Here is a 13,346-nt window from a genome sequence, read left to right on the forward strand (position 1 = left end):
ATGAAACGCAGTGTTTTTTCTGTGAAAGTAGTAGAACTACCTAATCACAATTCTCATAAATTTACTAAACAATATGGCACTTCAACTAATAAATTAGTGATAAATAGTCAGCGAGAGTTATTACTGCATTGGCTCAGCTTAAACAACGTTCATAACTCAACGCTATCCATACGTTACTTTCATAATCCTGAAGAATCCAGTGAACAACAATTAAAGCTTTATCTAATCGCTAATTATTCAGCTAATGATTTTCATAACCTTCAACAGGCGAGAGATGAGATAGCTAGTTTTTTTGAGGTTGGGAACTTAAGCACATTTTATAAATTTGAGTTATTGCAAAAAGAGTTATCTCAAATTCATGATTTCAAATGGGTTAGCCACATTGGAGAAGTCATCAAGCCAGAAATCTTCAATTTGCAAGGTTACTATTTACCTTACTTATTTGAAGCTAACCAAGATAACAACATGTTAGCTGTCTGTGATGTTCTCCATAGATTAAAAGAAAAGTTTTTACTAGAAATCACTCTTCAAGTCTGTCAAAGTTCAGAAGATAGGGAAACGTGGGTTAATGCTCTTAGTCAAATGGTAGCTCAACTGCAACTGCTCACAACTAAAAGCAAGGATGGTTTTATAGACACAGCCTTAAAAACTTACAAACAATATCAAGAATCATATGTAAATAGAAATTTATTTAAATACAGTATCAAAGCACTGGCAGAAACCCGCAGCAATATTCGTACTGTTTTAATGACATTAGTACAGAGTGCAACCAAATCTAATAGTTATGGAGAACAAGATTATATTGAAATTGTCAGTCGGGATAGAGACGAGCAAAAGTTTTTAGAAACCTTGAGAGCAACTGAAAATGTAGACATTTCTACTGCTGTTGAACGCAAAAGTTGGGAAGGTGACTTTGGAGAGAAGTACATAAGACAACCTATGAAGCCCAAACTTAGCAATGACTTGGGTGATGGTTCGACAAATATTTACTCAAACTCTTTTAATTCTGCAAATTTTGGTCATCCAGCTTTACCCTCATCTGGAGGCGCAATAATCCGGACTGGCGCTTCAGCAATAACTCAATCTTCAAATAATTCACGCAGGCTTCCTCTTGCACAAATAAAAGACTTAAAACCATTACACCGTCTTGCAACACTGGAAGAAATTAGTGGATTCTTCCGCCTTGTCATTCCTGGGAATACTCCAGTTCCGGGTATGGCGACAACTCGCTTGGCTTACAGCACTGCTGAGGAAATCTTCAACAACTATAAACACCTGATGACAAAAGACGAATATATAGTTGGTTTAGATGATGAAGATAATCCTGTAATATCTAGCTGGAGTGAAATTCCCCATCGCCTAGTAGCTGGGGTGTCTGGCGCTGGAAAAAGCAATTTTCTGAAATGGATCATCTTCCAATTTTTATACGTTAACCCAAAACGTAGGATTTACATTGCTGATTTTGGTGGAGTTGACTTTCAATGGTTAAATCATATGAAAGTTAATGTTGAGATAGAGACAACTCCAGAGAATTGCCCAAATTTAGTAGAGAAAATTCATCAACAAGAGTACGAAAGACGCTTGCAGTTAATGCAGGAGTATGGAGTCTCTAACCTGAAAGAATTGCAGGAGGAAGGAGTTGAAATTGACCGTACACTTTGGATTATTGACGAAGCCGCTGACATTGCAGATGTTTCCAGTAAACTGCGAGACACCATTGAAAAGCGACTGAAAGAGTATGCTCGTAAAGGTCGTAAATTTGGAATTCATATCATTTACTGTACCCAAAGACCAACTACTGAAGTTATAACTAAACAAGTGACTGACCAATGTGAAGAAAAAGTCGTTTTTAGGGTGAGTCCAGATGCTAGCTATCGCATATTAGAAGATGCGAGCGCAGGCGATATATCCAAAGATGCTAAAGGTAGAGCTTACTTGAGTGGTTATAGTGGTGCAAAGTTTGTGAACACTCCTCTCATCAAAATGCCTATTGGATCAAAAGTCAAAATATCTGACACTCTTTGGGCTAATATTCACGTTAAAAAATAAATCTTTTTGAAAAATAACTGGAGATACTTACATGAGCCTTTCATCCGATATTGAAGAATTCCGCACAATGATTAGTAGAATTGTTGACCAACTTGAGGAAATTAATTCATCATCTAAAACGCTTCCTGAAACATCTGCAAGTGAGCTAACTAAAAAGTTTTCAGGGCTTATGGATAATTTAGGAGAAATAGAGAGGGAACTACGCTCTGCTAATGATGTACTTGAAGATATCCGCTCACGTTGGGGCTAAAAATATGACTCTTACTGATGATATTGAGCAATTCCAAACGCATACTGCTAAGTCAAGCGAAACATTAGAAGAAGTCAATCAGCTAGCAAACAAGCTTTTTGAATGTTCCACAGATGAATTAGCCTCACTGTTTGCTGAAATAGAAAGTTTATGCGAGCAAGCCCAAACTCAAATTAAATATACTGCCGATTGTCTCGTTGAAATTAATCAACATTGGGGTTCTGAACCTCTCCAGCACTATTCAGAGAAAAAACAGAATACTAATCAGACGACTGGTTCAACAATTAAAAGTGGAAATTCATCCACGCAATCAGCAACGGTATCTGAGAATGAGACTAAACAAGTAGAAGCTGGTGATTTAGCACCTCGGAATGAACAAGCTAAAGAACCTGTAGACTACGCTACAGATTTGATAAACTTTCTGAAACAAGTTGTTGATACTAGTAAAAATTTACCAGCTTTTCTCATGCTAGCAACATCTATTACAGGTACATTAATTACAAAAACAGTTGCATTGGTTGATGAAGTGTTTTTTCCATCAATAGATGTTTTAACTCAACAAGGTATGCCTACATCCAAAAATTCCCCGTTAGCAGATATAAAAGAAATGATAGATAAAAATAACGAGTATCTCGGAATAGATCCTGAAGCAGTGGAAGCGTATGAAGAAATGCATAACGAGCAAGAAGAAGAGAAAAGAAAAAGAAAGAGTGCTGCACAATCAAGAGATGAGTCTCGTGGGGCAAGTAGTAAATGATTTTGCCGTATTTTTTATTGGGTAAATAGCTATATCTGGCGACAAGCCCCTCCTGAACGGTTACGATTTTCATTAGATAGGATCTTGCACCATAGTTTTTGTCCGCCAAGAAATAAATTTCTTGGCTCAAAGCTCAAGTCCGTTAAAACGGAACGGCACATGCTACAAGTCGGGCATTGCCGGATGCCCTTCGGGTTCGCAGTCGCCTACGGAGGGAGACCCTCCTGCAGCGCTGTCTCACCAGATACCTACGGAGGGAAACCCTCCTGCAGTACTGGCTCCCCAACGCAGTGCCTCCTCAAAAACTTACCCAGTCCGTTTTAACGGACTTTGCCTATAAGCCTTGAACTGAAGTTCAAGGCGTACTCAGTCAAGGTGCAAGATCTGAGTTAGGGAAAGTAGCACATCGCCTCATGAAAATCTTCGCCTACACCTACACTAACCCTATACTAGAACCCACTCCTGACCCCACAACCTGGGGATGGGAGTTAGATTTTATTTACCAAGACTTAGGAAAACGCTCTCAACTACAACAATTATTCAACGACTGCAAAACACAACCGCCTGATTGTCTCCTTATCCGTCGCCTAGAAGAATTAGGAGATACTGTAGAAGAAGTCAGTTCGCGCCTTGCAGAACTTGAAGCAATGGGAATAACACTCATTGCTGTTGAGCAAGGCTACAATTCTTCCCAACAAAATCCCAACCTCCACGCCCAGTTGCTGAAATTACTCAACGAAATTCAGCGTCAGCAACATAGCCGCCGCATCCGCCAAGGACACGCCCGCAACCGTTTGAATGCTGCGCCACCACCCGGTAGAGTACCCTACGGTTACCGCAGAGGTAAAGCAAAATACATCATTGACCGTACTACTTCACCAGTTGTCAAAGATTTTTTTGAACATTTCTTATTGTATGGTTCTCTGCGGGGAGCAGTACGTTACCTAGCGAAAAAATACAGCAAGAAAATCTCTGTCACCACTGGACGCCGTTGGTTGACAAATCCAGTTTATCGAGGTGATACAGCTTATCAAAACGGAGAAATTATCTCCAATACCCATGCTCCTATTATTACTAAAGAAGAAGCCGCCCAAGTTGATCGACTGTTACGCCGCAACAGTCGTTTACCTCGTCGCACAGCTAGCGCACCGCGTTCTCTGGCTGGGTTGGTTGTCTGTCAGGAGTGTCAGTCTCATATGAGTGTCACTCGTGTGACTATGCGCAACCAAGACAAAGAATATCTTTATTTGCGTCCGATTAACTGTCCCAAAAATCCCAAGTGTCGCGCCCTTCGCTACCAAGAAATTTTAGAACAGACAATTCAAGCTGTTTGTCGTGATTTACCTCTTGCTGTGGCGGGGATGAATTTTCCTCAGTTGGATGCAGTCAAAAATAGCTTAACTGAAAACATTACCCGTCATCAAGAAATACTCAATCAGCTACCCTCGTTGTTAGAAACTGGAGTTTTGGATGCAGAAACTGCTCAGTTAAGAGCATACAAACTTCGCACGGAAATCTCTACACTTCAAGCAAAACTAGCAACTTTACCACCTGTTAATTTGCGTTCTGTCGCCCAAGCTGTTTCAATTCAGCAATTTTGGTTAGACTTATCTGAAACAGAGCGACGATTTTACTTCCGAGAGTTTATTCGGCACATTGAGATTCTTCGTCAAGATAAAGAGTGGAAATTGCAAATACTTTTTATTTTTTAATTGAATAGAAATGTTACTTTTCAGGTGGTTGATCCTTAGTATATGCAACAGGTTTTGGTCCTGAATTACGCACATTGATCACTTTATTGAGAACATCAAACCAAAAAGGCGCACCCATAGCAATAGCTAAACCGCTTACAATCCAACCAAAAAGAATTTTAAAAGCTAGCCAAATTCTGAGTATAAACATTTGAGCGCTATTCCCCCGACTAGTCTTTAATGGCTCAAATTGTTGACTAATATTTTGCCATCCAATAGGTACAGAAGCATTGCCTAAAAGTTCCTGAAATTGACTTCTGGCATTTTGGTCATTCAGAAAATCCTTTTGTTGAATAGCGCTTTCAGTTATGGCAGAGCGGACAGCCGAATCTTGCGACAGTCTTTTGAGTAGGAAAAATGTATCGGTATTGGTTAATATAGCAACTGAGATGCCAATTAAAATGGCAACTCCTTTGGCATTACGTTTATAAACACCGCTTGCGCGATCCATAGAACGATCAAACCATGTTTCAACCTCTTTTTGAAACTGACTCGTCTCATCTTTAATATTATCAATTTTTAACTTACTCCGCTGAGCAAGAACACTAAGACTCGTGATGAGATTATTTGGTACGTACTCAGGTAAATCTTGAACAAGCTTTTTAAATTCGTTATTTTCAGTAATGTCTCCATAAATATTGTGAATTTGCTGATAGCTATCACTGTTCTTATCAGTAATAGCTGTTTTCAGTTGCTTGTAAGAAGATAAAACCATATACAAGTTTGTTTTTCTCTCAGAGGGAGTTTGAACAAAATTAACCAACTCTGGGATTCTTAAAGCTTCTAATAACGTAATGGCAAATGTTTCTGAAGGAATGTAAGACGGAGAACTTTGTTTTTCTTTTAAGGCTTTTGAATTGTATCTAAATTGATTAATTTCTTGTACTTCTTTTTCTACTAGTTTTTGGGCTTGTTGATTCAGCGTGTTAATCAAAGGATCTTGATAAAGCTTATGTACCAAAACTGTGGCATCATCAATATCTTGCTGTTGAGTTTCGCTACCACCGGCAACAAGCAGTTGAATTGATTTTTTTAAATGTTTACCTCTCCATTGTAAAAAAGTGGAAATTAATTCCTGAACTTCCGAAGTCAGTAAGCTCAAAATTAAGTAAATGAAAATCAAGCCAACAGCAATATCTACAATAACAGGTAGATTCATACATCTTCTCCCGAAAAAACGAATTGGGTATTTTGATTAGTAATAGTTGTAGCACTTTTGCCAAAGCAAAGAGTATGAAATAAAATGAAAAAAAGAGAAAATTTTCGTAAGAAATCTTATGTATTGACGAGAAAATATAAGTTAATTTAAAGAAGAAGAGATTGTTTAACAACACTTGTGGTAACAAGTGGCAACATTCAAGACTCCAAAGCGTCTGGAGTTGAATCAAACCAGCAAGCACAATAAATATCCACCGAACATGCAAGAAGGAAGCTTTATTTGGGGTCGTCTGGAAAAGCAACATCGCACAGTAGACAAATGGATTGATTGGGTATGGGTCCTAGTGCTACTTTTAGCCGCAGTTTTACTCTATACCATAAATTTGGGACATTTGCCGCTGCGAGATTGGGATGAAGGTACTGTCGCACAAGTTGCGCGCGAAATATGGCGTGCCCCATTTGGTTCAATGCATTGGCTTTACCCAACGCTTGGGGGTCAACCATATCATAATAAGCCACCGCTCGTACACTTGCTGATTGCTTGGGCTTACTCCTTAGGAGGAGTCAATGAGTGGACATCACGTTTACCTGGAGCACTGTTGAGCGCTCTGTCAGTACCTTTACTGTATTACATTGGGCGGGAAATATTTCACCAACGTTGGGCAGCTATCTATAGCGCCTTGACTTACCTAACAATGCTACCAGTGGTACGTCATGGGCGGTTAGCAATGTTGGATGGGGTGGCTGTTTGTTTTTTCATGGTCATGATGTTGTGTTTGCTGCGATCGCGCCGCAACTTACGCTACTGTCTGGGTGTTGGCATCGCTTTTGGGTTAATTTGCCTGACCAAAGGTCTGTTGGGTTTCTTGTTAGGGGCGATCGCACTAGTTTTTCTGTTTTGGGACACACCCCGACTGCTTACCAGTCGATACATGTGGACAGGAATTTTACTTGGCATTTTACCTGTGGCTTATTGGTATGGTGCCCAGTTTGTACACTATGGCAACAGTTTTACCGAAACTGGCATGATGGAGCAATCCCTGAGGCGTGTTTGGAAATCTGTTGAAGGTCATTCTAGACCGCCGTGGTATTATTTACTAGAGATCTTCCAGTACACATGGCCCTGGCTCATTTTTTTACCTTCTAGTTTGCGATTCACTTGGGAAAATCGAAACTTGAGCTGGGCTAAACTAGTATTGGTGTGGTGTGCTGTTTATTTGATCGCTATTTCATTGATGGAAACAAAACTTCCCTGGTACGTGTTTCCAATCTACCCAGGCATAGCCTTAGCTTGTGGTGCTAAGCTTGCGGAAATTGAAAATACCCCAATACTATCATCTTATCCTCGGTATTTGCTCTTATCTTTAGTATTTATATCTATATTGGGAAGTGGAGTTTGTATTTACTATAGTTTAGAGGATAGAACACAACCAGACTTACAACAGATTTTTGCAGCAGTCGCGATCACAATGGCAATAGCCGCTATTTTGGCAAGGCGAGGTGATAGGCAATTCCTCAAAATTCTATTTTGGGGTAGTTATGTTTCGCTATTGTTGTTGATGAAATCCAATGACTGGGTTTGGGAACTGAATGAAGCTTATCCAGTCAAGCCAGTAGCACAGATGATCCAGCAGGCAAACCCACCCGCAAAGAAAATTTACACATCTTTTGATTACCGTCGTCCATCATTGGATTTTTATAGCGATCGCACTATTCTTCCAGCTTCCTCTACTGAACTAAAGGATTATTGGCAATCTGACAAACAACCTTACTTTCTGCTAGATAAAACTGCACTTAACAATCTTAAATTAGAGTCGATAAAGGTAGTTAAACATGATTCTGGTTGGTCACTAGTTACGAAAAATACTAAATAATCTTAAAAAAGACAAGAAAATATAAATCTTGTGATTTGAATCACATACACAACAGCATGTAAAGACCTTAGCCGTGCAGTGAATAAGGGGGTGCTTAGCGTACGCTAAGCACTTACGCCCGATGCGTGGTCAGAGTTCCCCTCAAATAAGCAAAGGATCGAACTTACTAGTACAGCACGGCGTAAATAAACCAAGTATTAGACAGCTAACACTTTACCCTTATATGTCCACTGAAAAGGTTTAGCCATTGTTTTATTAAAGTAGTCGATAAATTCAAGAATTCGGGTTTTTAGGTCATCCTGACTCTTGAAGCTAGCACGCTGAAGTAACTTACGAACCAAAATACTGAACCAAATTTCAATCTGGTTGAGCCAAGAAGAGTGTTTAGGGGTGTAATGGAAAACAATTCGATGTGTTTTGTCACTTAAAAAAGCAGCACGGGATTTCATGGATTTGAGTATTCCCCTTTTTCCTTTAATACCCAGATCGATATTCAAACCTTCTTTTTCTGCAACCAAACGAACCAGCGATTCAGACTGATGCGTATTCAGACAATCCATGATTAGATGCCATTTTTTAGCATTGGGTTCACTTTCAATGATTCGACGAATATTGAGAACAAAATCAACTTCTGTTCGAGAATCTCCACAAGTAGGCTCGATAATCTTACCAGTAGCGACATCAAAATTAGCAATTAAACTCTGTGTACCGTGACGAATATACTCAAACTCCCTTCTTTCAACTTTACCAGGTCGCATCGGTAAATCTTTTTCTAGACGCTCTGTAGCTTGAATACCCGTCATTTCATCAATTGATATTGTACGCTCTGCGTTTTGATAACGTTCAATCGCACTTATGTATAAACCAGTAATATCTTCAACTTTTACGTCAAATTCTTCGTCCTTAGGGGGGGGTTAACCAGTAACTACTCTGGTGGGGTTTAAGTTCTGCCTCTTCTAGTAATCTTCCAACATGGCGGACAGATATGCTTTCAATAATCCCTTGCTTTATAATTTCGTCTGCTAGTTCTCTTGGTGTCCAATGACTTATTGGTCGTCCGTAGTCTTCGGGTTTTGAACATGCAAGGGCAAACAGTTTGATTACTTGCTCCATACTAAATTTTACTGGTGCCCCAATACGCTCCGAATCTCGTAGTCTCTCAAAAGTAGGCAACTTTTTATCGCTAGTTTTAAACCATCGGTTTCGCCATAAACGAGCCATATCCAGACTTATATTTAATGTTCGAGCAATTTCGCCATTATTTTTCCCCTCTGACGCTAGAAGAATTATTTTTGCACGTAGTACTATTTGTTGCCCTGTATTGTGTCGGTTTACCAACTCTTGCAGTTCTGAGCGATCGCCATCGCTTAAGTTTAATTGTTTTGGAGCTAATCCTGCCACATCCTAATTCTCCGCTTCTCAGCAAAAACTACTTTTAATCTAATTACTCATTCTCCCACAGTAATACCTGGTTAACTTACGCCGTGCTGTACTAGCTACCGCTCCAACAACTGTTGGAGCGGTAGCTAGTAGAAGTCTTGACGTAAAATGCAGGATATGGGTGTTGTGTTAATCGAAGTTTTAGAGTATTGCTAAAAACCAGACCGAAAAATTAAGCCGCAAAAAATCATTTTGACCTTATCCACATAATTTTGTTTTTGTCAATATATATTAGTAGAGAGGCTGTTTAACAGCACTCGTCTGATCCAAATTACGTTTGTCGGGAGAAGCTGTTAAACACGCGAGTGCGTGTTTTGTGAATATAGGGCATACTTTGAATTAAGCTAAGGCTAATGTCAACGTTGCTTTTCTGTTTTTGGCAACGTTGGAGAATTCTGGTCTGAGGCTTGCTGTGTCATACCAATGACACTCAAGAGAATAGCACCTCCTATAACCAGAGCGACTAAGGGGCCCTTGAGGATGGTAAAATCCCTGAGAATCCTAGCTAAAGGTCGGCTTTGGCGACGGAGTACCGACGATATCATTATCTGTTTGTAGGCAAACGGGTCGCGGACATAATGACCGCTTTGACAGACTACTAGCCTTTCCTGGCAATACGAACAGGTATACAATCCCATGCACGTTTTTACTAGCTTTGGCTTAGTATTTTTTTGGCAAATTGGGCAAGTCACATAATGATTATCAAAGGTGTGTGTATTCATCTACCTCGTCCGTCTAGTCCACTTACTTGCTCTTTTCAATACCTGAGCGATAATTTCTGCTCAAAATGTGTGTAAATTACCTAGTGTGATCTGACATCAGTCAGAAATCACACAGAAAATATCCATAATTTAGACAAGCAAAAGCTTGTGCTACAAGCATGGCTGAGTGATTGCAACACGAGTATAGCTAGATTTTTGTGAGAATGACCAAAAAATAATAAAGGATCAATAACTCCATACTTCACATTATCGTGAGTACCATTCTGTAGGGAGTCATCCTCAAGGTGTATATCCACTTTTGCCTTTAGTTAATGATTTATCGTAGCTATGGCAACCCCTATGGTGGAGCGCACACTCGGAGGGCTATTAGGTGTTTTTATCACCCTGCCTTGCCCGCTGCTTTGTAAATCCCAAAGGCACATGCTCTTGCAACGCAAGAGTTCGTGCGTTTTGCGCTTACACCAAGGTGAGTGCGTCTCTCAAAGAGACATACAATCGCCAAGACACGGAAAAACGCCACTTGCACTGAGTGTCGGTAAACCCGCTTCCTTTGCAGTGGCTGCCCTCGTGCATAGCGCTGTCTCATGGTGATAGGGCGTCTACACTGTTTAACCTTCAATTTACTCCTCACAACTCTAAATGAGCGCTGCAAATAACCATTCACCTTCAATTCTTTCCCATTTAAGCATTGTCCTTACACAAATTGCCAGCAACGGGAATTAATTTACCAAAGCTTTGTAAAACTAACATATGCAATTGACTTGTCTGGTTGCTAAATGATCACTCACAATGAAATGTAAGACGGAAAAATTTAAATTTTTTATTAGATTTACTTCTCCACTCAATGACTCTTCTGCCTTCAACTGAACTAAGGAAGGTGGTAGAACAACCTGCTTTTACCACTCCTTCTGCCCGTTTGACTGATCTGCTTAACCGTTTTCAACCATCCCCAGAAACTGTTGTGCTGCTTTTAGCCGTCCTTATAGGCGGTGGTGCTGGGATGGGTGTGGTGACCTTTCACTTTTTGATTGAGCTGATTCACCGCTTGACCTTGGAAAATTTTATGGGTGTCATTGGTGCTTGGGGTTCTTGGACTCTAGCCTGTGTTCCCATCCTTGGTGGACTGATTATCGGATTGATGCGCTGGCGCACGCAAGATTTTGGTCCTGGACTGTCAACTTTGATCGCCGCATCCCAAGGAGGAGAGATCAAGGGACAATTACGACCAGTCACAAAGATGCTGGCAGCATCAGTATCTTTAGGAAGTGGTGCTTCTCTAGGACCAGAGGGGCCAAGTGTAGAAATTGGCGCAAGTTTTGGTATGCTGCTGTCTGTTGTTTTACAAGTATCTCAAGAACGACAGCGGTTGCTTTTGGCTGCTGGTGCTGCTGCTGGTTTAGCTGCAGGATTTAATGCGCCCATTGCCGGAGTTTTCTTTGCCTTAGAGGTGGTGTTAGGCGCAACATCATTTGCCACTTCTGCCGTGAGTGTCGTGCTGCTTGCAGCGGTCGTTGCGGCATTAGTTGCTCAAATTGGTTTGGGTGCACAGCCTGCTTTTGCCCTACCCGCTTACCAAGTCCGCAGCCTTCTGGAATTACCGCTTTATCTCGGCTTAGGTTTGGGAGCCAGTTTAATTTCTCTAGCTTATACCCAACTCATTGCTTTGGCAAAAGCCTGCTTTCATGGGCAAATACCTTATTTGCGATGGCTAGGTAACATACGCGAACCGATTCATCCGATTATTGGTGGAACCATTGTTGGCATTGTTGCTTTAAAGTTTCCTCAAATTATGGGCATCGGTTACGGCACTATAGAAGCTATGCTTCAGGATGTGAAGTTTTCTCTAAACTTGTTGCTCGTGCTGCTGGTGGTGAAGCTCTTCATGACGGCTGTTAGTGCTGGTAGTGGTTTTGTTGGTGGTGTGTTTGCACCAGCCATGTTTTTAGGTGCTTCTTTTGGATCAGCTTATGCAAAAATTTTAGCAAGCCTAGTACCTGTAGTTACACAGTATATGGCAGCTCCTCCTGCTTACGCAATGGTGGGGATGGCAGCAGTTCTAGCTGCAACTGTCAGAGCTCCATTAACAGCAATTTTGTTGCTCTTTGAATTAACGCGAGACTATCGCATTGTTTTACCTTTAATGGCAGCAGTGGGTTTGAGTGTTTGGCTTGTAGAACGAATCAAACCAACTTCTAACTCTAATTCAAACTTACAGCAAATCGGTCTTCCTGAGTTAAAAGACGAGCAAGCAGAAATTTTGCAGCAAATCTTGGTAGAAGATGCTATGTATTCTAGTCCGAAAAAGCTGCTACCGACCATGAATGTGATAGAAGCAGCTTTGGAAATGAGCGGTGATCTCTGCCAGAGTGCTTTAGTTATTAATGAAGCAGGGCAATTAGTCGGTATCGTCTCTTTAGAAGATGTCAACCGAGCTCTTTGCCTTTGGGAAAAATATCCAAATTCCTCAAGTGAAATCCAAGCTAACACAGGCAATCAAACACTCATGGATATCTGTACCACTGATATTCTTTATGCATTACAAGATGAACCTCTAGCCGAAGCATTAGACCGCATGGCTCTTAAAGGTTTGCATCACTTACCAGTGGTTTCACGAGATAACCAAGAGCGTATTTTAGGTTTACTAGAAAGAGAGCAAATTGGATTAACCTGCAACGTCGCTGTAACGCGCAGAGCACTTCGCCACTACTTACCAATGACTCGCAAAACAGGTGTCAGCATTAGTCAATAGCCAACAGTCAAAAGTTAGTCCAGTCCTGTAGGCGGGTCTCCCGCCGCAGGGAACTGGGGTTCGCCGTAACGGTCATTAGTCAACAGCTTTACAGTCTAATGACTTTTGACTAACGACTAATAACTATTTACACAGCAACTTCTGCTAGCTCGATCTCTTCTCTCTCGTCTGAGTCTACTTGTCTCAAACGAATATGCTTTTTGCCTAAAGTAATGATAAACTCATCTCCAGGTTTGAGATTCATTTGTTTGGTATAGGCTGAACCTATCAGCAAGTTACCGTTTGACTGCACGCTAATTCTATAGCTTGCACTGCGTCCACCTCGACCATTTGCACTGGGAGCACTGTCTAACTGAATGCCCTCAGCATCAATAAGAGCATTTAAGAATTTCATCATGTTGACACGCTCTATACCGTTTTTGGTTACGGTATAGTAGCCACAGTGTTTAGCTTTTTCTTCTTTGCTTAGATTTTCTAGCTCTTTGACTTTCTTGAGCAGATCTTCACCAACTAGGGGTTCAATTTTTTTCTGTTTAGCCATCAACTTAATTCAAAAACGAATGGTCAAATACAGTGAATCGATTTTATTTTAGCTG

General features: G+C 40.7%; 11 protein-coding genes. 6 read left to right on the plus strand and 5 right to left on the minus strand.

Annotated elements, in window-relative coordinates:
- The 4 genes from DP114_RS26725 to DP114_RS26740 all read left to right on the plus strand — a co-directional run bounded on the left by DP114_RS26725 (window position 1) and on the right by DP114_RS26740 (window position 4,768).
- Window positions 1–2,049, plus strand: a complete 2,049-nt coding sequence (locus DP114_RS26725; protein ID WP_171977564.1) for an FtsK/SpoIIIE domain-containing protein — start codon at window positions 1–3, stop codon at window positions 2,047–2,049.
- Window positions 2,050–2,080: 31 nt separating this feature from the next.
- Window positions 2,081–2,299, plus strand: coding sequence for a hypothetical protein (locus DP114_RS26730; RefSeq protein ID WP_169268839.1), 219 nt, complete (start codon window positions 2,081–2,083; stop codon window positions 2,297–2,299).
- Window positions 2,300–2,303: 4 nt separating this feature from the next.
- Window positions 2,304–3,056, plus strand: a complete 753-nt coding sequence (locus tag DP114_RS26735) for a hypothetical protein (protein WP_171977565.1) — start codon at window positions 2,304–2,306, stop codon at window positions 3,054–3,056.
- A gap of 413 nt (window positions 3,057–3,469) precedes the next feature.
- Window positions 3,470–4,768 (plus strand): recombinase family protein, encoded by a 1,299-nt coding sequence (locus DP114_RS26740; RefSeq protein WP_171977566.1) that lies wholly within the window; start codon window positions 3,470–3,472, stop codon window positions 4,766–4,768.
- Between the two features lie 13 nt (window positions 4,769–4,781).
- Here DP114_RS26740 and DP114_RS26745 read toward each other — a convergent pair whose 3' ends face one another.
- Window positions 4,782–5,966, minus strand: a complete 1,185-nt coding sequence (locus DP114_RS26745; protein WP_169266720.1) for a hypothetical protein — start codon at window positions 5,964–5,966, stop codon at window positions 4,782–4,784.
- 259 nt (window positions 5,967–6,225) lie between these two features.
- Here DP114_RS26745 and DP114_RS26750 point away from each other — a divergent pair, with 259 nt between their 5' ends.
- Entirely contained in the window at window positions 6,226–7,839 is a 1,614-nt protein-coding gene (locus tag DP114_RS26750; protein ID WP_169266736.1) for an ArnT family glycosyltransferase, read from the plus strand.
- 197 nt (window positions 7,840–8,036) lie between these two features.
- Here the strand turns inward: DP114_RS26750 and DP114_RS26755 are convergent, their stop codons facing one another.
- The 3 genes from DP114_RS26755 to DP114_RS26765 form a co-directional block, all read right to left on the minus strand.
- The gene (locus DP114_RS26755) at window positions 8,037–8,711 is read right to left on the minus strand and encodes a transposase (protein ID WP_256379389.1); all 675 of its coding nucleotides are present in this window, start codon (window positions 8,709–8,711) and stop codon (window positions 8,037–8,039) included.
- A 31-nt stretch (window positions 8,712–8,742) separates the two neighbouring features.
- Window positions 8,743–9,240, minus strand: a complete 498-nt coding sequence (locus tag DP114_RS26760; RefSeq protein ID WP_169263472.1) for a helix-turn-helix domain-containing protein — start codon at window positions 9,238–9,240, stop codon at window positions 8,743–8,745.
- 395 nt (window positions 9,241–9,635) lie between these two features.
- Window positions 9,636–10,001 carry a hypothetical protein gene (locus tag DP114_RS26765; protein WP_169266721.1) on the minus strand — a complete coding sequence of 122 codons (366 nt, stop codon included), beginning with the start codon at window positions 9,999–10,001 and terminating at the stop codon, window positions 9,636–9,638.
- 844 nt (window positions 10,002–10,845) lie between these two features.
- Here DP114_RS26765 and DP114_RS26770 point away from each other — a divergent pair.
- A complete protein-coding gene (locus DP114_RS26770) occupies window positions 10,846–12,750 on the plus strand; it encodes a chloride channel protein (RefSeq protein ID WP_169266722.1) in 1,905 nt (634 codons plus the stop codon).
- A gap of 127 nt (window positions 12,751–12,877) precedes the next feature.
- Here DP114_RS26770 and DP114_RS26775 read toward each other — a convergent pair whose 3' ends face one another.
- A complete protein-coding gene (locus DP114_RS26775) occupies window positions 12,878–13,291 on the minus strand; it encodes an AbrB family transcriptional regulator (protein WP_169266723.1) in 414 nt (137 codons plus the stop codon).
- Window positions 13,292–13,346: the final 55 nt, after the last annotated feature.

Origin of the sequence: Brasilonema sennae CENA114 (assembly GCF_006968745.1) — a bacterium.
Classification (GTDB): Bacteria; Cyanobacteriota; Cyanobacteriia; order Cyanobacteriales; family Nostocaceae; genus Brasilonema; species Brasilonema sennae.